25 protein-coding genes are annotated in these 21,134 nt (G+C 39.6%); 22 read left to right on the top strand and 3 right to left on the bottom strand.

The features are described 5' to 3' along the window. Window positions 1-52: 52 nt before the first annotated feature. The gene (locus EL087_RS08800) at window positions 53-511 is read right to left on the bottom strand and encodes a DUF3021 domain-containing protein (protein ID WP_003026654.1); all 459 of its coding nucleotides are present in this window, start codon (window positions 509-511) and stop codon (window positions 53-55) included. Next, entirely contained in the window at window positions 508-948 is a 441-nt protein-coding gene (locus EL087_RS08795) for a LytTR family DNA-binding domain-containing protein (protein ID WP_126408028.1), read from the bottom strand. Before EL087_RS08795 ends, EL087_RS08800 begins: the two co-directional genes overlap by 4 nt. 264 nt (window positions 949-1,212) lie before the next feature. Between EL087_RS08795 and mutL the strand changes: the two genes are divergently transcribed. The 4 genes from mutL (at window position 1,213) to EL087_RS08775 (ending at window position 5,111) form a co-directional block, all read left to right on the top strand. Beyond that, window positions 1,213-3,159, top strand: coding sequence for a DNA mismatch repair endonuclease MutL (gene mutL, locus EL087_RS08790; protein WP_126408026.1), 1,947 nt, complete (start codon window positions 1,213-1,215; stop codon window positions 3,157-3,159). 133 nt (window positions 3,160-3,292) lie between these two features. Next, on the top strand, window positions 3,293-3,883 hold the full coding sequence (gene ruvA / locus EL087_RS08785) for a Holliday junction branch migration protein RuvA (protein WP_003040577.1): 591 nt from the start codon (window positions 3,293-3,295) through the stop codon (window positions 3,881-3,883). Between the two features lie 9 nt (window positions 3,884-3,892). Then, on the top strand, window positions 3,893-4,447 hold the full coding sequence (locus EL087_RS08780) for a DNA-3-methyladenine glycosylase I (protein WP_003027778.1): 555 nt from the start codon (window positions 3,893-3,895) through the stop codon (window positions 4,445-4,447). 4 nt (window positions 4,448-4,451) lie between these two features. Continuing rightward, a complete protein-coding gene (locus EL087_RS08775; protein WP_003040738.1) occupies window positions 4,452-5,111 on the top strand; it encodes a type II CAAX prenyl endopeptidase Rce1 family protein in 660 nt (219 codons plus the stop codon). A 50-nt stretch (window positions 5,112-5,161) separates the two neighbouring features. Here the strand turns inward: EL087_RS08775 and EL087_RS08770 are convergent, their stop codons facing one another. Next, window positions 5,162-5,572, bottom strand: a complete 411-nt coding sequence (locus tag EL087_RS08770) for a helix-turn-helix domain-containing protein (RefSeq protein WP_126408024.1) — start codon at window positions 5,570-5,572, stop codon at window positions 5,162-5,164. Between the two features lie 269 nt (window positions 5,573-5,841). Between EL087_RS08770 and EL087_RS08760 the strand changes: the two genes are divergently transcribed. From EL087_RS08760 to nrdG, 18 genes are all read left to right on the top strand, one after another. Further along, entirely contained in the window at window positions 5,842-7,110 is a 1,269-nt protein-coding gene (locus EL087_RS08760) for a competence/damage-inducible protein A (protein ID WP_003040629.1), read from the top strand. Between the two features lie 47 nt (window positions 7,111-7,157). After that, on the top strand, window positions 7,158-8,303 hold the full coding sequence (recA, locus tag EL087_RS08755) for a recombinase RecA (protein WP_003040800.1): 1,146 nt from the start codon (window positions 7,158-7,160) through the stop codon (window positions 8,301-8,303). A gap of 86 nt (window positions 8,304-8,389) precedes the next feature. Beyond that, window positions 8,390-8,788, top strand: coding sequence for a transcriptional regulator Spx (gene spx, locus EL087_RS08750; protein ID WP_003027770.1), 399 nt, complete (start codon window positions 8,390-8,392; stop codon window positions 8,786-8,788). Window positions 8,789-8,873: 85 nt separating this feature from the next. After that, window positions 8,874-9,443 carry an SP0191 family lipoprotein gene (locus EL087_RS08745; protein WP_003040606.1) on the top strand — a complete coding sequence of 190 codons (570 nt, stop codon included), beginning with the start codon at window positions 8,874-8,876 and terminating at the stop codon, window positions 9,441-9,443. Between the two features lie 104 nt (window positions 9,444-9,547). Then, window positions 9,548-10,105, top strand: coding sequence for an SP0191 family lipoprotein (locus EL087_RS08740; RefSeq protein WP_126408022.1), 558 nt, complete (start codon window positions 9,548-9,550; stop codon window positions 10,103-10,105). A gap of 122 nt (window positions 10,106-10,227) precedes the next feature. Beyond that, window positions 10,228-10,494 (top strand): IreB family regulatory phosphoprotein, encoded by a 267-nt coding sequence (locus EL087_RS08735; RefSeq protein WP_009569646.1) that lies wholly within the window; start codon window positions 10,228-10,230, stop codon window positions 10,492-10,494. After that, window positions 10,494-10,913 (top strand): Holliday junction resolvase RuvX, encoded by a 420-nt coding sequence (gene ruvX, locus EL087_RS08730; RefSeq protein WP_037566947.1) that lies wholly within the window; start codon window positions 10,494-10,496, stop codon window positions 10,911-10,913. The genes EL087_RS08735 and ruvX overlap by 1 nt, the downstream gene beginning before the upstream one ends. A 16-nt stretch (window positions 10,914-10,929) precedes the next feature. Continuing rightward, window positions 10,930-11,241, top strand: a complete 312-nt coding sequence (locus EL087_RS08725) for a DUF1292 domain-containing protein (RefSeq protein WP_003027765.1) — start codon at window positions 10,930-10,932, stop codon at window positions 11,239-11,241. A gap of 201 nt (window positions 11,242-11,442) precedes the next feature. Then, complete coding sequence (locus EL087_RS08720) at window positions 11,443-12,684, top strand: bifunctional folylpolyglutamate synthase/dihydrofolate synthase (protein WP_126408020.1); 1,242 nt, start codon at window positions 11,443-11,445, stop codon at window positions 12,682-12,684. A gap of 48 nt (window positions 12,685-12,732) precedes the next feature. After that, window positions 12,733-13,170, top strand: a complete 438-nt coding sequence (locus EL087_RS08715) for an SP_0198 family lipoprotein (protein ID WP_126408019.1) — start codon at window positions 12,733-12,735, stop codon at window positions 13,168-13,170. Between the two features lie 393 nt (window positions 13,171-13,563). Further along, window positions 13,564-15,096 (top strand): cardiolipin synthase, encoded by a 1,533-nt coding sequence (cls, locus tag EL087_RS08710; RefSeq protein ID WP_018543614.1) that lies wholly within the window; start codon window positions 13,564-13,566, stop codon window positions 15,094-15,096. Between the two features lie 64 nt (window positions 15,097-15,160). Beyond that, on the top strand, window positions 15,161-15,295 hold the full coding sequence (locus EL087_RS09500) for a hypothetical protein (RefSeq protein WP_003031261.1): 135 nt from the start codon (window positions 15,161-15,163) through the stop codon (window positions 15,293-15,295). Between the two features lie 54 nt (window positions 15,296-15,349). After that, a complete protein-coding gene (locus EL087_RS08705; RefSeq protein WP_126408017.1) occupies window positions 15,350-16,891 on the top strand; it encodes a heme transporter CcmD in 1,542 nt (513 codons plus the stop codon). A gap of 106 nt (window positions 16,892-16,997) precedes the next feature. Beyond that, window positions 16,998-19,208, top strand: coding sequence for an anaerobic ribonucleoside-triphosphate reductase (gene nrdD / locus EL087_RS08700; protein ID WP_126408015.1), 2,211 nt, complete (start codon window positions 16,998-17,000; stop codon window positions 19,206-19,208). A gap of 8 nt (window positions 19,209-19,216) precedes the next feature. Further along, window positions 19,217-19,357, top strand: coding sequence for a hypothetical protein (locus tag EL087_RS08695; RefSeq protein WP_003027756.1), 141 nt, complete (start codon window positions 19,217-19,219; stop codon window positions 19,355-19,357). Window positions 19,358-19,416: 59 nt separating this feature from the next. Then, a complete protein-coding gene (locus EL087_RS08690; RefSeq protein WP_126408013.1) occupies window positions 19,417-19,914 on the top strand; it encodes a GNAT family N-acetyltransferase in 498 nt (165 codons plus the stop codon). Window positions 19,915-19,923: 9 nt separating this feature from the next. Beyond that, a complete protein-coding gene (locus EL087_RS08685; RefSeq protein WP_126408011.1) occupies window positions 19,924-20,427 on the top strand; it encodes a GNAT family N-acetyltransferase in 504 nt (167 codons plus the stop codon). Between the two features lie 4 nt (window positions 20,428-20,431). Continuing rightward, window positions 20,432-21,037 (top strand): anaerobic ribonucleoside-triphosphate reductase activating protein, encoded by a 606-nt coding sequence (nrdG, locus tag EL087_RS08680; RefSeq protein ID WP_106388237.1) that lies wholly within the window; start codon window positions 20,432-20,434, stop codon window positions 21,035-21,037. Window positions 21,038-21,134: the final 97 nt, after the last annotated feature.

The following is a 21,134-nucleotide window of genomic DNA, read 5'->3' as shown; positions in this document are numbered from 1 at the left end:
TAAGTTGGGCTCAAATAACCGCTGTGAGTTTTTTCACAGCGGTTATTTCTTGCTATTTGCTTTGTTTGTTTAAGTGATGATTGATTTTCTCAATTTTCTTTTTAGTCAGATAAGACAGGATTGCCCAAAGGATGAGATAAACAACAGTAAATTCCAAAATTAACTGTAAGATGAAAATGGGTTCACTTGGAAACCAGCCGGCTAATAGAGCTAGAGGGATAAACCCTAAAATCATAAGCCCATAATGACAGATTGTTGCTTTGAGAATGCTCCAATCTTTTTTGAAAAGCTCTTTCCCTAAGCTAAAGAGCAAGCCGATTAGACACCATATCGCTGCGCAATAGAGAACGACTAAGGCGCCGTGAATATGATGCTGTTCCATCCAAAGACCAACTGCTGAATAAGGGTTGAGCGGATGATAGACAGGTGCAAAAAAGTAAGAAAAGATGACGGATAGGAGAAGCCCGATAACAATACCTCCTAGAGCATCTCTGAATAATGTTTTTTTCATAGCTGTAATTTCTCCTTTATAGCTTTGAGATAACGGCGAGATGAATACGTTATCTGACCGTTTTTTAGTGTAATCTGAATCAGACCGCTGCCAGTCAATTTCAGATGATCAATCTGTTTGATATTGATGATTTCAGATTGGGAAATCTGTAGAAAATCAGTGGGAAGCAATTCCAAAACTTGATAAAGCGGAAGCCCTAAGAGATAATTGCCTGTCGCTGTTTCAGCCCAAACTTGGCGGTTTTCAATATAAACCCGCTGAATTTCAGCAGTATCTAATAGGTAAATCTCTTCCTCTTTTTTGGCTCGAATGGTTTTATTTTTACCGATATGTTGAGCAAATGTCAGCAGTTGTTGAACGGAATCCGACAAAACAGGCGCTTCAATAATGATCTTTTCTTCTGAAAATTTTTCATCAATATGTAATTGAACTTTCATAAACACCCCTTCTTTCCCAATGATGTTGTATCTTGCTTACTGCTGACTTTCATTGCAAGGGAGATTCATTATTTCCTTCCCTTCCTAAATCTATTAAACATTATTTCGGCTAGGAAAACAAGGTCTTTTACCTAAGTGGTTGTTTTGCCCGCCTATTTGGTTGCTTTTAAAAGGAGAATCTGGTCCAGATCCTCTCACACTAGACCTCTGATAGAAAAACAGCTTTATGTTATAATAGTAGCTAGAATAATTACGGAGAAAACTATGTCAAAAATTATAGAACTACCAGAAAATCTTGCTAATCAGATTGCAGCAGGTGAGGTCATTGAGCGTCCTAGTAGTGTGGTCAAGGAGTTGATAGAAAACTCCATTGATGCTGGTGCCACTCAGATTATAGTTGAGATTGAAGAAGCAGGGCTCAAGAGTATTCAAGTCATCGATAATGGTGAAGGAATTGAGCATGAGGAGGTTTCCTTGGCTTTGCGGCGGCACGCAACGAGTAAAATTAAGAAGCAAGCCGACCTTTTTCGGATTCGGACTTTGGGCTTTCGCGGTGAAGCGCTTCCGTCTATTGCTTCTGTTTCACGCTTGACGATTGAAACTGCGACAAATGGTGGAACACATGGAACGCTTCTGATTGCGCAAGGTGGAGAAATTGAAACTATAGAACCAAGTAGCTGTCCTAGAGGCACCAAAATCAAGGTGGAAGATCTCTTTTTCAACACACCTGCTCGCTTAAAATATATGAAAAGTCAACAAGCAGAACTGTCTCACATTGTAGATGTAATGAACCGTTTGAGTCTAGCACATCCAGAGGTCGCTTTTATCTTGCTCAATGATGGTAAAGAGTTGACTCGGACGGCAGGAACAGGAAATCTGCGTCAAGCAATTGCTGGTATCTATGGATTAACAACAGCAAAAAAAATGATTGAAATTTCAGCTTCTAATCTGGATTTTGAAGTATCGGGTTATATTAGCCTACCAGAGTTGACGCGTGCCAATCGGAATTACATCACCATTCTCATCAATGGTCGCTACATCAAGAATTTCCTGCTCAATCGAGCTATTTTAGATGGATATGGTAGCAAGCTCATGGTGGGACGTTTTCCGATTGCTGTGATTGATATTCGGATTGACCCATATCTTGCTGATGTCAATGTTCATCCGACCAAGCAAGAAGTGCGGATTTCAAAAGAGAGAGAACTGATGGCCTTGATTTCGCAAGCCATTTCTGCGAGTTTAAAAGAGCAGGATTTGATTCCGGACGCATTAGAGAATTTAGCCAAATCAACCATTAACCGAGCAAATAAGCCTGAGCAGACTAGCCTCCCTCTCAAGGAAAATCGACTTTATTACGATAAAGAAAGAAATGATTTCTTTGTGAAACCACAAGTGTCAGAAGCCCAACCTTCTTTTGAGGAATCTGACCGATTAGACCAACAATCTGCTGATACAGCTGAACTCAATTCAAAAGCTGCTTCTGTCAAATTTGCAGAAAGGCAATCTCCTTCTTACAATCAACTAGATCATCCAGAGCTGGATCAGGCGAGCTTAGAGAGAGCTTTAGATAAGCTAGATGGAGAAGAAACTTCAACTTTTCCAGAATTGGAATATTTCGGGCAAATGCATGGCACCTACCTTTTTGCTCAAGGAAACGGTGGTCTCTATATCATTGACCAGCATGCGGCTCAAGAGCGAGTGAAGTACGAATATTACCGTGAAAAAATCGGAGATGTAGATGCTAGTCAGCAGCAGATTCTGGTTCCCTATATCTTTGAATTTCCAGCCGATGATATGCTACGTCTGAAACAACGTATGTCTCTTTTGGAAGAAGCTGGTGTTTTCCTTGAAGAATACGGAACTAATCAATTTATTCTTCGTGAACATCCCATTTGGCTTAAGGAAGAGGAGATCGAATCAGGTATTTATGAGATGTGCGATATGCTCCTTCTAACCAAGGAAGTCTCTATCAAGAAATATCGCGCTGAGCTGGCTATTATGATGAGTTGTAAACGCTCTATTAAAGCTAATCACAGTTTGGATGACTATTCAGCACGTGATTTGATTTTTCAGTTATCACAATGCGACAATCCCTACAACTGCCCTCACGGTCGTCCCGTTTTGGTCAACTTCACTAAATCTGATATGGAAAAAATGTTCCGTCGGATTCAGGAAAATCATACCAGTCTGAGAGAATTGGGGAAATACTAAATATCCTGAAAACAGAGAGTTACCATATTCTCTGTTTTTTAGCTTTTTTCTATCCAATGTGAGGTTTTTCCAACAGCTTCAATTTTTTCTAGTTGAAAATATGATATACTAAAAGGGTTGAAAAGGAGAAGTCATGTACGAATATTTTAAAGGAATTTTAAGTAAAATCACAGCCAAATATATTGTAGTGGAGGTGGGGCAAATTGGCTATATCCTGCATGTGGCAAATCCCTATGCCTATTCAGGTCAGGTCAATCAGGAGCTTCAAGTTTTTGTTCATCAGGTGGTCAGAGAGGATGCCCAGCTCCTCTACGGTTTTCGCACAGAGGATGAAAAGCAGCTTTTTCTCAATTTGATTTCGGTTTCTGGTATTGGCCCCGTTTCTGCTCTTGCGATAATCGCAGCTGATGATAATGCTGGCTTGGTGCAAGCCATTGAGCAGAAAAACATCACCTACCTAACCAAGTTTCCTAAGATTGGCAAGAAGACAGCCCAGCAGATGGTGCTGGACTTAGAAGGCAAAGTAGTGGCTGCGGATGGTCCGTCAGAAAGCAAGGCACCCATCCAGACTGTGGATAATCAGGAGCTGGAAGAAGCCATGGAAGCCATGCTGGCTTTGGGCTACAAGGCTGCTGAGCTTAAGAAAATCAAGAAATTCTTTGAAGGCACAACAGACACTGCTGAAAACTATATCAAGTCAGCTCTCAAGATGTTGGTGAAATAGGAGGAAGCTATGACCAAACGCTGCGGCTGGGTAAAAATGAACAACCCCTTGTATGTAGCCTATCATGATGAGGAGTGGGGCAAGCCCCTCCATGATGATCAGAAGTTATTTGAATTGCTTTGCATGGAGACCTATCAGGCTGGACTTTCTTGGGAGACCATTCTGAATAAACGCCAGGCTTTTCGGGAAGCTTTTCATTTCTATGATGCTCAGAAAATTGCTCAGATGACGGATGCAGATCTGGATGGTTTGTTGGACAATCCTGACATCATCCGTAACAAGATGAAAATTTATGCGACTAGGGCTAATGCCCAAGCTTTTTTGGCTGTTCAAAAGCAGTTTGGCTCTTTTAATGACTATATCTGGTCCTTTGTCGGTTTCAAAACGATTGACAATGAAATTACGAACTACAAGGAAGCGCCAGCCAAGACAGAGCTGTCAGAAAGCATGTCTAAGGCGCTGAAAAAACAAGGCTTCAAATTTGTCGGTCCTGTTTGTGTCTATTCATTCCTAGAAGCAGCTGGACTTGTCAATGACCATGAAAATGATTGTGATTGGAAGTAGAACAATGAAAACAAGAAAATTTCTCCTCATTTTTATAAGCCTCTATACGATCTTCTTTCTAGGTAGAGGCTTGCAACTGCTTGGGATAAATTGGTTGATTTACCCCGTTTATTTCCTTTTATTTATCTTGGGAATCTTATCTTATCGGGAAGAATTAAAGGAGCAGCTAGCCCTGATTCTGACTAAAAAGAAGGAATTTCTAAAAACGATTTCCCTGTATATGGTTTTCGTTTTTCTCCTGTCCATTGCCTGCAACCTGCTTTCAGTTCTGATTAAACACAGTTTGGGCTTGCCACTGCAGGGACAGAATGACGCCAATATTCAAGGTGCCTTGTTGAAAAATCCCTTTCTAATCCTTTTGATCGGCTGCTTGATTGGGCCGATTGTTGAAGAGTTTTTCTTCCGTCGCTTTTTCCTAGGCAGCTTCTTGGCAAAATTCTCTAACTGGTTAGGTATTGTGTTAACCACCTTTCTATTTGCCACCCTTCATATGCACAGCTGGGCCCTGTCAGAGTGGGTGACAGCCATTTCCTATGTTGCCGGAGGTCTTCTTCTCTCGCTCCTATATCTGAGAAAGGACAAAAATATCTGGTATCCAATTGCCCTCCATTGTTGTAACAATATTATTGCTTTCATCATTACTTTATTGTCTATAAACAAATGAAAACCTAGAAGTTCCAGACCTCTAGGTTTTTTGTTATTCTCTTTATATCCTTACTCTCCTTTCTGCATCCAAATCTTTTCCTTGATAAAGATGCGTAATTCATAGAAAAGCATAAAGAGGGTAGATATGAGGAAGCCAGCCATAAAGATATGATGCAAATAGGTAAAAATAGCAATCTCAACCAAAACGGAGAAGAGATAGAAAATGACTAAATAATGCCATTTCTTGGCCTTACTGTCTTCGATAACCTTTTTCTCCAAGCGCTCATCCTCCTTGATGAGTGTGTCCAGACTGATATCGAACTCCCGACTGATAGCGATGAGATTTCCAATATCAGGGATACCTTTTTCGCTTTCCCAGCGGGCAATGGTGGAGCGGGAAACCTTGAGTCTTTCTGCCAAAGCCTCCTGAGTGAGTTGATTTTGTTGACGAATATCTTTGAGAACTTGTGAAATTTTCATGATGCTCTCCTTTCTTCAAATAAAAATATTTAGATGATTTCCTTTTTCATCTTTATTATAAAAATAATGAAACCATTTACCAATAGCATTTCCCTAACAATCCAGTTATTCTGCATAACACCAGTCATTCTTAAAAGTTTTCCACAGCATGTTGACAAGTTTGTCAAGGAACTTGACAGCTCTTTTTATTTCCTGAAATGAAAATCAACTTTTTTAAGATTTTTTGTGATAAAATAAAATCAATTGCGAATAGTAAGGTAGGAGGTTTTATGAAAGCAGAAATTATTGCTGTGGGTACTGAAATTCTGACAGGTCAGATTGTCAATACAAACGCCCAATTTTTATCTGAAAAATTAGCGAGTCTGGGAGTAGATGTGTATTTCCAAACAGCGGTCGGAGATAATGAAGCTCGTCTGTTATCCATTTTAGAAATCGCTCGAAATCGTAGTAATTTGATCATCTTAACTGGAGGATTAGGTCCAACAGAAGATGACTTGACTAAGCAGACTTTGTCAAAATTCTTAAATCGTAGGTTGGTATTTGACCGAATGGCTACGGAGAAATTGGATCGCTTCTTCGCAAGTCGACCGGACTATGTTCGAACACCAAACAATGAGCGACAAGCTCAGATAGTGGAAGGCTCGACCTCTCTCCAAAACGAAACCGGACTTGCGGTGGGGGGCGTGATTGAAGTCGGTGGTGTGACTTATGTCGTTCTGCCTGGTCCGCCTAGTGAATTAAAACCTATGGTAAATAATGAGCTGGTTCCGCTTTTAGCGACTGGCCAAAAATTGTATTCAAGAGTTTTGCGTTTCTTTGGTATTGGTGAAAGTCAATTAGTAACCCTTTTAGGGGATTTAATTGATACTCAAACGGATCCGACCATTGCTCCTTATGCTAAGACGGGAGAAGTAACTTTGCGATTGTCCACCAAGGCTACTAGTCAAAAGGAAGCGGATGTTAAGTTTACTCGTTTAGAAAAGAAAATTTTGGCAGTACAGACTTTTGAGAAACAACATTTAGCTGATCTTTTCTACGCTTATGGAGATGATAATTCTCTGGGACAAACAGCTTTTGAACTGCTGAGAAGAGCAGGAAAGACTGTCACAGCAGCTGAAAGTTTGACTGCAGGACTCTTTCAAGCAACTTTGGCAAACTTTGCTGGAGCCTCCAATGTTTTTAGTGGTGGCTTTGTTACCTACAGTATGGAGGAAAAGAGCCGAATGCTGGGCATTCCCTTGGCAGACTTGGAAAAGTATGGGGTGGTTTCAGCTTTTACAGCGGAGAAAATGGCTGAGCAGGCAAGAAAATTGACTGCTAGTGACTATGCGGTGAGCTTGACAGGGGTGGCAGGCCCAGACAGCTTAGAAGGACATCCAGCAGGGACAGTTTATATCGGCTTAGCAACCACAGAGGATGTTCAGTCTATTAAGGTTAATATTGCCGGTCGCAGTCGGACAGATGTACGTAAAATAGCCGTTCTGCATGCTTTCAATCTGCTGCGAAAAACTTTATTAAAAAACGAAAATATGCTATAATGATCAGATAGGCAAAAAAATAATTTATCACTATACAGGAGAAATAAATGGCAAAAAAACAAAAAAAATTAGAAGAAATTTCAAAGAAATTTGGCGAGGAACGTCAAAAAGCGCTAGATACTGCACTTAAAAATATTGAAAAAGATTTTGGTAAAGGAGCGATTATGCGCCTAGGTGAGCGCGCTGAACAAAAAGTTCAAGTCATGAGCTCAGGTAGTTTGGCACTAGATATTGCACTTGGTGCAGGAGGGTATCCAAAGGGGCGGATTATTGAAATCTATGGACCAGAGTCTTCTGGTAAGACGACCGTAGCTCTTCATGCAGTAGCGCAAGCTCAAAAAGAAGGCGGTATTGCAGCTTTTATTGATGCAGAACACGCTCTTGACCCGGCTTATGCACAAGCCCTTGGAGTTAATATTGATGAACTCTTACTTTCTCAGCCAGACTCTGGTGAGCAAGGTCTTGAGATTGCTGGGAAATTGATTGACTCTGGTGCGGTAGATTTGGTAGTTATTGACTCCGTGGCAGCCCTCGTACCACGTGCTGAGATTGATGGAGACATTGGAGATAGTCACGTTGGTTTGCAAGCGCGGATGATGAGTCAAGCTATGCGTAAATTGTCTGCTTCTATTAACAAAACGAAGACAATTGCGATTTTCATCAACCAATTGCGTGAAAAAGTTGGTATTATGTTTGGAAATCCAGAAACAACACCTGGTGGTCGTGCCTTGAAATTCTATGCGTCTGTTCGTTTGGATGTTCGCGGAAATACCCAAATCAAAGGAACTGGTGATGAAAAAGATACCAATGTTGGTAAGGAAACTAAGATTAAGGTTGTGAAGAATAAGGTTGCTCCGCCATTCAAGGAAGCTTTCGTAGAAATCATGTATGGAGAAGGAATTTCTAAAACAGGCGAGTTGATTAAAATTGCGACAGACCTTGATATTATCAAAAAAGCGGGTGCTTGGTATTCTTATAATGATGAAAAGATTGGTCAAGGGTCTGAAAATGCTAAGAAATACTTGGCGGATCATCCAGAAATTTTTGATGAAATTGATCATAAAGTTCGAGTGCATTACGGTTTGATTGAGGATGATGCTGAAGATGAAAAAAATGCAGAAGCAACTAAATCAGCAAACAAGGTGGAGGAAGTAACGCTAGACTTGGATGACGCGATTGAGATTGAGGAATAATTTTTTAAAAATAGGTCGCAAGACGGAGGGATTTTGTGGTATAATATAGTATGATAATAGTACCGTGTGGCGAAAGGAGTACTTACATGATTACAATTTATACTGTCTCAAGTTGCACTAGTTGTAAAAAAGCAAAAACATGGCTCAATGCTCACCAGTTAACTTATAAAGAACAAAATCTTGGTAAAGAAGGAATTACAAAAGAAGAGTTATTAGATATTCTAACAAAAACTGAAAATGGGGTTGCAAGCATTGTTTCTTCAAAAAATCGTTATGCAAAAGGCTTAGGTGTAGATATTGAAGAATTAAGTGTGAATGAAGTGATTGACTTGATTATGGAAACTCCACGCATCTTGAAAAGCCCTATTCTAGTAGATGACAAGCGCCTACAAGTGGGCTACAAAGAAGACGATATTCGTGCATTCTTACCTCGCTCGGTTCGTAATGTTGAAAATACAGAAGCGCGTTTACGTGCAGCCTTGTAAAGAGTGGAATTTCCACTCTTTTTTTATTTCGATGTTTATTGATATTAAAAATATGATAAAATAAAGAATGAGGAGGAGTTAATCCATGAAAAGAAGCCTGATTCTATTAACCATTATTCTTACAGTCTTAGCAGGATGTGGTCAAAAGAAAGAAACAAAATCAAAAACAAGCAAGCAATCAATTGATAGTACGTTGCCAGTTATTGCAAACGCTGAAAAAGAAACAGTTGTGACAAAAACCTTATCATTCCCTAAAACAGCTGAAGGGGTTCAACAAACACAAACAATTACTTACAAAGGCGATCAATTTTTAAGTTTAACGATTGAGCAAATCATGCCGATGAAAGAAGAAATGAAAAAAGTAGTTGCGGAAGTTGGAGTTGCTGAGGCACAAAAATTATTGGAGAAATCTTTGTCTGAAGATGAAAAATTTACACAAGCAAAAAGTTTGGAAGGTTTTTCGACCTCTTTGGAAATTATAAATGAGCAAGAATTGAAGCGAATTCATACTTTTGATTTTCAAGTTTTGGATGTTAATAAAGCCGCAAATACTGAGTATTTAAAGAATATGAAATTAAAAGAATTTTTAAAAATGAAACCAAAAGAATATGTTGAAGATCAGATTGCCAGTGGTGCAACGGAAGTCAATCAATAACTTGTTAAACACGAATTGATTTTTTAGACGGCTCTTTTTGACAACGCTTACAAAAGATGGTATACTATTCTTATAAAGCTCTAAAATACAAGGAGGATATTTTTATGAGAAAATCGGTTGTTTTGTTAGGAGCGAGTTTGTTGCTACTCACAGCTTGTGGTCAAAAATCCGGTCAGAATCAGTCGGGGGATAGTAAGACTGGTTCGAGTGTTGTGAAAAAAGATTCTGTTGTGACCAAGTCTTTTCAACAAAAACAGACTGTCCAAGGGATTGAACAAACACTTACGCAAACTATTTCTTATGAAGGAAAAACCTTTAAGAAGTTTGTGATAAATCTTGAACAAATACTTCCTGAAAATATGAAGAGTGCATTAGCGGGTCAAGATTTAGAAAGCACTAAGCCGTACTTGATTTCTGCTTTTGAAAAGGCTGCAGGATTGGATAAATTTAAGTCTTTGGGCGGTGTTGATGTTAAAACAGACATTACAAAAGACTATATTATTAAAGTTACAATCAATATTGATATGAGCAAAATCAACCTTGATGAAGCATCAAAACTGGATACATATGGCTCTATGTTTTCAACTATCAAAAATTTAACACCCAAACAATATATTGAATCTGTCAAAGCAGCTGGTGCTAAAGAAGTTGCAAATCCATGATTTTATAGGTGTATATGAAACAAAAAAGCTGAAATTTATTCAGCTTTTTTCAACCCCTTTCATTTGTGAAAAGTCTTGAAATGTGCTATAATATGGGTATTCTAGTGAAAGAAGGTGTAATTGTGGGATTTACAGATGAGACAGTACGTTTTAATCTTGATGATTCAAACAAAAAAGAGATTAGTGAAACATTGAAAGATGTCTATGTGTCGCTGAATGAAAAGGGTTATAACCCAATCAACCAAATCGTGGGATACGTGCTTAGTGGTGATCCTGCGTATGTACCTCGCTATAATAATGCACGAAATCAAATTCGTAAATATGAACGTGATGAGATTGTAGAAGAATTAGTTCGTTATTATTTGAAAGGGCAAGGCATTGATCTCTAATGAGAATTATGGGGTTAGATGTTGGTTCAAAAACGGTTGGTGTCGCGGTTAGTGATCCACTTGGTTTTACAGCTCAAGGACTTGAAATTATTCCTATTGATGAAGAAAAAGGGGAATTTGGCTTTGATCGTTTGAGTGAGCTTGTAAAAGAATATAAGGTTGACAAGTTCGTTGTAGGACTCCCAAAAAACATGAACAATACAAGTGGTCCGCGTGTCGAAGCAAGTCAGGCCTATGGTGGTAGACTGGAACAGCTGTTTCAGCTTCCTGTTGACTATCAAGATGAACGCCTAACAACGGTAGCTGCGGAGAGAATGTTGATTGAGCAGGCAGATGTGAGCAGAAAGAAGCGGAAAAAAGTGATTGATAAGCTCGCAGCGCAGCTCATTTTACAAAATTATTTAGATCGAAATTTTTAATAATAAAGGAGAAAACATGGCACACGATCATAACCATGACCATGAACACGAAGAACGTGAATTGATTACGCTAGTAGATGAGCAAGGAAATGAAACTTTGTTTGAAATTCTCTTGACCATTGACGGAAAAGAAGAATTTGGAAAAAACTACGTTCTCTTGATTCCAGCTAGCGCAGAAGAAGATGAAAATGGCGAGGTAGAAATTCAAGCCTACTCGTTTACTGAAAATGAGGACGGAACAGAAGGCGATTTGCAACCAATCCCAGAAGATTCAGATGCTGAATGGGACATGATTGAAGAAGTTTTCAATAGCTTTATGGAAGAATAAAAATTGTGTACGCTAGCTTTTCATACTTACAGACGATGAAAAGATTAAAAGGCTGTGTGAATCGTTATTTTATAGTATACGAATGAGTGGTTGGTTTAATTCCTGTGTGGAGCAAGAGTACCAACCATTCAAGTGAGTTGTGGGGTGTGACATGAACCAAAATCTGGTTCTGTTTCACTCCCTTTTTGCTGGGAGAAGAATATGAATGAAATTGAAATGTGGTTGGAAAGTCGCATTGGACTAAACTTTCGCTCTGGTTTAGAGCGAATGAGACAGGCTATAAGTCTTTTGAATCATCCTGAAGAAAATTATCCCATTATTCATGTGACAGGAACGAACGGGAAAGGCTCAACGGTTGCGTTTATGAGTCAGCTATTTGTGCAGCACGAAAAGAAAGTAGGGACCTTTACGTCGCCTCACATGGCAAGTGTTCATGACCGGATTTGTATCAACCATGAACCCATTTCTAATGAAGATTTCGTTCGACTGGGACGCCAAGTTCGGGAAATGGAAAGACAGCTTCGACAAACACATGGCCCACTTTCTTATTTTGAAATTTTAACCCTTATGGCTTTATTGTATTTCAAAGAAGAGCAAGTAGATGTGGCTTTAATTGAAGTGGGCATTGGTGGGCTTTTAGACACGACAAATGTAGTGGCAGGAGATATTGCGGTGGTGACGTCTGTGGGTTTGGATCATCAAGAAACCTTAGGAGACTCCATAGCCGCCATTGCGGAGCAGAAAGCAGGGATTTTTAAGGAGAAAAAAGTGGCTGTCATCGGACCACTGGCTGAAGAAGCGAGAAGGATCTGTGAACTGCGTGCGAAAAAGCTAGATGTTGTTTTGTACGAATATGGCAGAGATTTTTCGTTTTCAAAGGGACGATTTTTCAGCCCAGATGTGAATATTCCTCATCTAAAGTTGAGCCTAGCAGGTACTTATCAGGAAGAAAATGCCGCTGTTGCTTTGCAAAGTTTTCTTTTGTTTATGGGGCAACACAGCTGGCAAGTGCAAATAGAGCTAGTACGAAAAGCTCTGCAAGAGACACATTGGGCAGGGCGGCTGGAATATTTTGAGCGAGGAATTTATCTGGACGGGGCTCACAATTTACCAGCTTTGTCCCGTTTAGTGGAGTTTATTCGTCAGCAAGAACGGAAAGAAATTTTTCTCTTATTTGGTGCTTTGAAACGCAAAAATTATCAGGGGATGCTGTCTTATCTAAAACAAGAATTGCCTCATGTGCAGTTATTCGTAACGACATTTGAGGATGACGGTGCAATAGACAAGCGGAATCTGACAACTGAAACCTATGTTTCCTCTTATCGGGAGTTTATTGAACAATTCATTAAAAATTCTACTGATAATCAGCTTCTTTTTGTGACAGGTTCTCTTTATTTCATTGCGGAAGTTCGTGCTTTTCTTTTGGAGAAAGAAATTGACTGATTAGAATGGTGGATGGTATAATAGAAATGTAAGTAAAGGAGGATAAAAATGGTACAATTAAAGAAATTCAGCTACATCGCATTTTTTCTGATAGGACTTATCATTTTGGCGTCGTGCGTCAAGTCTAACCAAACTTCACCGTCTTCTCAATCTGTCTCAAGCAGCCAATCAACTACAGTCTCAAGTGAGAGTAGTGCTTCGTCAACTATTGCAGAAAGTTCGTCAGAAAAATTAGACGGTACTTATAAAGGTATGGACGAAGAAGATGAGATTACTTTGGTTATCAAAGGAAATAGTGGTACGTGGACAGAAAAAGAGCCAAACGGTAAAGAGAAAGTAAAACAAGTAAGCATTGATTCGACAAATCAGAGAATGACGATTGGTGATGACATTGAGCGTTATATGATTGATGGCAATCGGTTAACGATTGAGGATATTGAGCAAGAAAATGGAGAAAATGATACAGTCGTTTTAACGAAGCAATAACCTGTCTAACGTTGGTGCAAAATTTCTTGATCAAAATTTGATATGATCTTGCGAAAACTAGGACGCGTTTGATTTAAGTTTATTGATTCATACAAGTCGATAGGAGAAGTTGCATTTGTTTTAGCGAATTATTCACAAAGGGGCATGCTTCATGAACTTTATCTGTTGCCTTTAACTGCTTTCTAAATTGGTAGTGGACAACAATCAGTATTCTAGTTAAAATGTAGAAATAGGGAGTAGGAGAGAAAGTTGATGGTTACGAATCACAACTTTTCTTTTACTCTTTTTTGCTCTAATGAAAAAATACTTTGAATATCGAAGAATGAGTGATTCTGGCTTGATTTATTAGGAAATCCCCGTTATACTAGTACTAAGTAAAAGCAGGGGGAGAAAATGAATCTTAGGAAATTTCAGCTATTGATGTCAAAATATGGTTTTAGTATTATTATCATGGTACTAGAACTTGCACTCATTTTTTGGTTTTTCTTTTGGCTTGGTCGCTGGACACCTACTTTATGGATTGTCTTTGTGATTTTATTCAGCTTGGCAACGATTTTAGCGATTGTCAATCGCTCAATGACACCAGAAAGCAAAGTAACTTGGCTCTTGGTAGCGTTTGTTCCAGTCATTGGTCCCTTGCTTTATTTGATGTTTGGTGAGCGCCGATTGTCCAGAAGTGAGCTGAAACAGTTGAAAAATATGGATCAGATGAAATTTCGTGAGGACAATAGTTATGAGTTGCGGTTAGACTTGAAAAAGACAGATAAATCAGCTTACGGGATTATCAAGTCGCTTCTCAGCATGGATCATAATGCGGATATTTACGACGGCACGGAATCGCAATTTTTCCCTTTGGGAGAAGCGATGTTCCAGAAAATGCTGGAAGATTTACGCAATGCAGAAAAATTTATTTTTTTGGAATATTACATTGTAGAAGAAGGTCTCATGTGGAATAGTATTTTGGATATTCTGCGTGAAAAGGCAGCCCAAGGTGTGGAAGTGAAAATGCTCTATGATGACATTGGCTGTATGGCAACTCTTCCGGGAGATTATACTAGCCGATTGCAGGCTATGGGGATTGACGCTCATAAGTTTAACAAAGTGATTCCGCGGATGACGGTGGCTTATAATAATCGAGATCATCGGAAAATCCTCGTCGTTGACGGGCAGATTGGCTATACCGGTGGCATCAATCTGGCAGATGAATACATCAATCACATCGAGCGATTTGGTCACTGGAAAGACGGCGGGATTCGTCTGAATGGGCGCGCTGTGAAAGCCTTGACACGGCTGTTTCTGATGAACTGGTATATCAACCGTGGGAAAATCAGTGATTTCGATCGCTATCATTTGGATAACAAAGCTGTAGATGCGCCAGGGCTCTATATTCCGTACGGGAGTGGACCGAAGCCCATGTACAAAGCTCAAGTGGGTAAAAATGTCTATCAAAATATAATCAGCCAGGCGACAGATTATGTGTATATTGCCACGCCGTATTTAATCATTGATTATGATTTGACGGAAGACATCAAAAATGCTGCTATGCGGGGGGTAGATGTCCGAATTGTGACACCTTATATTCCAGATAAAAAAATCATTCAGCTCATTACGCGAGGAGCTTATCCAGATTTAATGGCGGCTGGGGTTCGGATTTACGAATATACACCGGGCTTTATTCACAGTAAGCATGTAGTGGCTGATGATGACTTTGGTGTTGTCGGAACAATCAATTTTGATTACCGCAGCTTAGTTCATCACTATGAAAATGCTGTTTTGATGTATAAAACGCCTTCTATGTTTGACTTGAAGCGAGATTTTGAGGAGTTGTTTGAAACCTCACAAGAAATACATGAAGATACCATTAAAAATACCTGGTATCAACGCTTGATTAAAGAAATTGTCGAATTATTTGCACCGATGCTATAAAATTCTTCTTGCAATAAGAGGAATCTTTTCTTTTTTTACGAATAATCTAGTAAAAGGAGGCAGAATGGTCATAGGTTTATCACGTGAAGAAAAGGAATTTTTGAAAGAGTATGTGGCTGTAAGTTATCATCGTTTTCGAGAATTGGAATACTATGCTTTACTTTTGCAAAAGATGCAGAACTTGTCAGAATCAAGCTGACAGATAGGGAAGATTTTGATATACTAGATAAGACTGATATCAAGGAGAATCTTTATGTATGATACAACGCCTGAACAAGAGATGAAAGAGACAGTAGCAGAGACGCTTCACGAAGAGAACGAGAAAAAATCGGTTTTTATAGAGCTAACGTCGACTCCTTTTGTCGTTTTATTTTTGTGGAGCTTATTATTGAGCGTTTTGAGTGTCGCTAATCCATTGCTGACTAATCTTGCCACAAACCTGCAATCTCAAAATTTATATGCAGGTTGGGCAATGGCGCAAGGGCAGGTTATTTATGGAAATATCTATGGAACAAGTGGTCTGCTTTATTATCTAGCTAATTGGGCGGGTAGTCTCTTCATGGGCAATATTTTCTTTGCGGCAATGCAATGCTTGGCTTTGTTTGTTGCAGGAATTTATCTGTTTAAAATCGTATATCAATTAACGGCTGTAAAAAACACTTCTATCAAAATCCTTTCTTTATTCTATTGTTTGACGCTCGCTTTAGGCTGGGGCGGCTTATACTCTAGTATTTTTGTTTTTCCTTTTGTATTTGGTGCGCTATACTTTCTGATGCGCTATGTGGCAGGAGAAGCTAGTGACAGAGGCTTTATTGGTTTTGGTGCTCTTGGTGCGCTGATGTTTATGACGGACCCAATGACAAGTCTTGTGTTTTATCTGGTGGCTTTCATTGCTTTGTTAGTCTATAATATTGGGGCAAAGAAAAAAGCACGTGGTCTTTATCAATTTTTAGCTACACTTGTAGGCTTTTCGCTTGTGTTTTATCCTTTGGGATATTATACAGTTTTAAATGGTAGTTTTGGTCTCGCCATTAGTCAGATTCTTTATCCGTTGGAAAGTCTGCATTTTTCAGGGCAGCACTTGTTGTATAATGGTTTGCTTTATGGTGGACTCATTATTGGGCTTGGTGTAGTTGTAACTTGGGTGAGAAGTTTTTCATTGCCAACGAATTCTTTAGAACGATTTCTACAACTCTTTAGTTTTTTAGCCTCTCTCTTTCTTGTTATGTTTGTTTTCTTTTTGCCAGATCGGGGAGCTTATCAACTGTTGCCGATTTTGCCATTCTTCCTGATTTTGCTCAGTATGTGGCTTGGGAAGCAGTCATACCATAGAGGTGGAAGGCACAGTAGAGTTCAAAAATCTTCGTCTGTTTTCGGAACTTATATCACAAAGAATGCTTTTTTACCGCTTCTAGCAATGATTTATTTAATTGGTTTTCCATTTGTCAATCAGTATGTTTTATCGATAGGCGCAACAAGTGAGCGTATTTCTGCGGCAAATTATATCAAGAGCAAATCAAAGACTACTGATAAAATCTATGCTTGGGACACAACAGCAGCTCTTTACCAAGCGAGTGGGCGCCTATCTGCGGTACCGATTTTAACCCCTAGCTTGTACAAAGGAACAGATGAAAATCAAATGTCCTTAGTGAATAGCTTGAAAGAAACGACACCAACTTATATTTTGGTCAACAATCAAGTGTCTGTTCTTCAAGATGTCCAAAAACAATTAAAGGAAAATTATCAGCAGACAGACTTGAAACTCACTCATTTCAAGCTGTATAAGTTGAAATAGCAAATCAATATCTTGTGTTTGAAACAAAAATTAAAGTTTTTCACCACAAGATATTGATTTTTTTTGTTGGAGTGATATAATATGTCTTATACGAATGGAGGAGCTCATGATTGCATTAAAAGAAGACACAGTACAAGGATTTGCTGATATTTATGTAGAAAAACGTGACGGTCGTCGTGTGGCTTTTGACGCAGATAAGATTTACAAAGCGCTTGTTAAAGCCAGTCAAGAAGTAACGACGATGACTCCGTTGTTAGAAGCAAAACTTGAAGGCATTACCAATAAAATCGTAGCAGAAGTAATTGCACGTTTTCCTGCGGGCGTTAAAATTTATGAAATTCAGAATATCGTTGAGCATGAATTACTGAATGCCAATGAATATGCCATTGCAGAAAGCTATATTACTTACCGCACTCAACGTGATTTTGCGCGCTCAAAAGCAACAGATATCAACTTCACAATTGGCAAATTGCTCAACAAAGATCAAGCAGTTGTCAATGAAAATGCAAACAAAGATAGCGACGTTTTCAATACTCAACGAGATTTGACAGCGGGGATTGTTGGAAAATCAATCGGTTTGCAAATGTTACCGCCACATGTGGCAAATGCGCACCAAAAAGGAGACATTCACTATCACGATTTGGACTACAGTCCATATACGCCAATGACAAATTGCTGTTTGATTGATTTCAAAGGCATGTTGGGAAATGGTTTCAAGATTGGAAATGCAGAGGTAGAAAGTCCGAAGTCAATTCAAACTGCGACTGCGCAAATTTCTCAAATCATTGCAAACGTAGCTTCTAGCCAATATGGTGGCTGCTCTGCTGATCGAATTGATGAAGTTTTGGCGCCTTACGCTGAAAAAAATTATGAAAAACATTTGAAGGATGCGCGTGAATGGGTGCTTCCTGAAAAGCAGGAAGAGTATGCATGGGCAAAGACTAAAAAAGATATTTACGATGCCATGCAATCTTTGGAGTATGAAATCAATACCTTGTTTACCTCAAATGGACAAACGCCGTTTACTTCACTTGGTTTTGGACTTGGAACCAATCGTTTTGAGCGTGAAATTCAAAAAGCTATTCTTCAAATCCGCATCAAAGGTCTTGGCTCTGAGCACCGTACAGCTATCTTCCCTAAATTGATTTTCACGTTGAAGCGTGGATTGAATTTAGAACCTGGTAGTCCAAACTACGACATTAAACAGCTGGCTTTGGAATGCGCTACGAAACGGATGTACCCAGATGTCTTGTCTTACGACAAGATTGTGGAATTAACAGGTTCTTTCAAAGTTCCAATGGGTTGTCGTTCTTTCTTACAAGGTTGGAAAGATGAAAATGGTCAAGAAGTCAATTCTGGTCGTATGAATCTTGGGGTTGTAACTGTCAACCTTCCAAGAATTGCCCTCGAATCTGAAGGTAATATGGATAAATTCTGGGAAATCTTCAATGAACGGATGAACATCGCTGAAGATGCCCTTGTCTATCGTGTGGAACGTACAAAAGAAGCAACACCAGCCAATGCTCCTATTCTTTATCAATACGGTGCTTTTGGAAAACGTCTTGGCAAATATGATAAGGTGGATCAACTCTTTAAACATCGTAGAGCTACGGTTTCTCTCGGCTATATTGGCCTGTATGAAGTAGCGACTGTCTTTTATGGTGGTGAGTGGGAACATAATCCAGAAGCCAAGAAATTTACAGTAGACATTGTTCGTGAAATGAAACGCCGTGTAGAAGAATGGTCTGACCAATATGATTACCACTTCTCTGTTTATTCTACACCGTCTGAAAGTCTGACCGACCGTTTCTGTCGTTTGGATACAGAAAAATTTGGTCTTGTGAAAGATATTACAGATAAGGAATACTACACCAATAGTTTCCACTATGATGTCCGTAAGAATCCAACACCATTTGAAAAGTTAGACTTTGAAAAAGATTACCCAGCAGCGGGTGCGTCGGGAGGCTTTATCCACTATTGTGAATACCCTGTTTTGCAACAGAATCCAAAGGCGCTTGAAGCTGTTTGGGACTACGCTTATGACCGTGTGGGCTATCTAGGAACCAATACGCCGATTGACCATTGCTACAAATGCGATTTTGAAGGGGATTTCACACCAACAGAGCGCGGATTTACTTGTCCAAACTGTGGCAATAGCGATCCAAAGACAGTTGATGTTGTCAAGCGGACTTGTGGTTATCTTGGTAACCCTCAAGCTCGTCCAATGGTGAATGGTCGCCACAAGGAAATTTCAGCTCGTGTTAAACATATGAATGGCTCAACGATTAAGTTTGAAGGGCATCATGTAGAAAAGTAGGAATTCTAATGGGAAAATATCAATTAGATGATAAGGGCAAAGCGCAGGTGGCACGCTATCATGAAAAGCATTCCAAAGGCGGAGTCAATAAAAAAGATCGTGTTGCAAATTTGCGAGAACAATTCTTACAAAAAACAAAGAAAAAATAGGAGAAAGAGTGAGGTTTGCATGAAGCTAGTCTCACTCTCTTTCTATCAAGGTGAGAAAAATGGAATTAAGACGACCAGGATTAGAAGATAAAGAGGCGGTGATAGACCTCATACTAGAATTTGAAAGGTCGAATGCTGCACACGATGGCGGTTTTTGGGACAAGGAAAATTTCGTTTATGAAGATTGGATTGCTGGAAACCAAGATGCGGAAATGGGTCTCAATATTCCTAATACATGGGTGCCGGCTATACAGTTTGTTGCCTTTGATAAAGGACAGGCTGTTGGCTTTCTAAATTTACGCTTGCGTCTGAATGAACATTTACGCGGACATGGCGGTCATATTGGTTATAGCATTCGTCCAACTATGCAGGGGAAAGGCTATGCGACCGCTATGTTGAAAGAAGGGCTTCTTGTCGCTGCTTCAAAGAATATCCACCGAGTGCTAGTTACTTGTGCGGAGGACAATTCTGCTAGTAGGGCAGTTATTTTAAAAAACGGGGGCATATTAGAAGACATCCGACAGGGCATCGAACGCTATTGGATAGATTTGAATTAGGAGTAATTTATGGAATTACGAAGACCAGAATTGGCAGATAAAGAAGCGATACTTGAAATGATTGCAGAATACAAAGAGCAGGGGCTTCTCATGAATGGCGGTGTAGAAAGCACTTGGGCATGTGCAGAAAATTACGAAGATTGGTTGCGAATCAATCGTGATCAAGAGGCAGGACTGAATTTGAAAGAAGGGCGTGTTCCAGCTATTCTGTTTGCTTCCTTTGCAGATGATCGTGCATTAGGTTTTTTAGGGCTTCGTATGACACTAAATGATTTTTACTTAGAGTTGGGCGGGCATATTGGCTATGGCATTCGGCCTAGTGAGCGGGGGAAAGGGTATGGTAAACAACAATTAGCCTTGGCTTTACTTGAAGCCAAAAAATTAGCGCTCTCTCCCGTTCTGATTACTTGCGATATGGATAATGCTGCTAGTCGAGCAGTGATTTTGGCCAATGGTGGAGTGTTGGAAGATGTACGAGCTGGGAAAGAGCGCTATTGGATAGATTTGGAGTAGAAAAATGACATGGAATACACCGAAGCCAGGTGAGTGGAAAAGTGAAGAGTTAAGCAAGGGGCGTATTATTGACTATAAAGCCTTTAATTTTGTAGATGGCGAAGGGGTGCGTAATTCCCTCTATGTCAGCGGCTGCATGTTCCATTGCGAGGGCTGCTACAATGTAGCAACCTGGTCTTTTAATGCAGGGATTCCTTATACGCAGGAGCTGGAAGAGCAAATCATGAAAGATCTGTCAGAGCCTTATGTTCAAGGGTTGACCTTGCTTGGAGGAGAACCTTTTCTCAATACAGGTATTCTTATTCCCTTGGTTAAGCGGATTCGTAAGGAATTGCCAGATAAAGATATTTGGTCTTGGACGGGCTACACATGGGAAGAAATGATGTTGGAAACACCCGATAAGCTGGAACTGCTGAGTCTTATTGATATCCTTGTTGATGGACGGTTTGACAAAGCCAAGAAAAATCTCATGCTGCAATTTCGCGGTTCTTCTAATCAACGAATCATTGATGTGCAAAAGTCTCTCAAAGCTGGGAAAGTGATCATTTGGGATAGACTGAATGATGGCACAGAAAGTTTTGAACAAGTTAATCGAGATAAAACAGAATAAATTTGAACCAAGGCAGGACTGAATGTTCCTGCTTTTTTGTTGTTTGGAATGTAATAGCGAAGAACTGCATTGAAAACGCATTTATCATTTAAAGTTT

Source organism: Streptococcus milleri (assembly GCF_900636525.1).
Classification (GTDB): domain Bacteria; phylum Bacillota; class Bacilli; order Lactobacillales; family Streptococcaceae; genus Streptococcus; species Streptococcus hominis.
The sequence above is the reverse complement of the archived record's forward strand: the minus strand, read 5'-3'. Positions and strand labels throughout refer to the sequence as shown.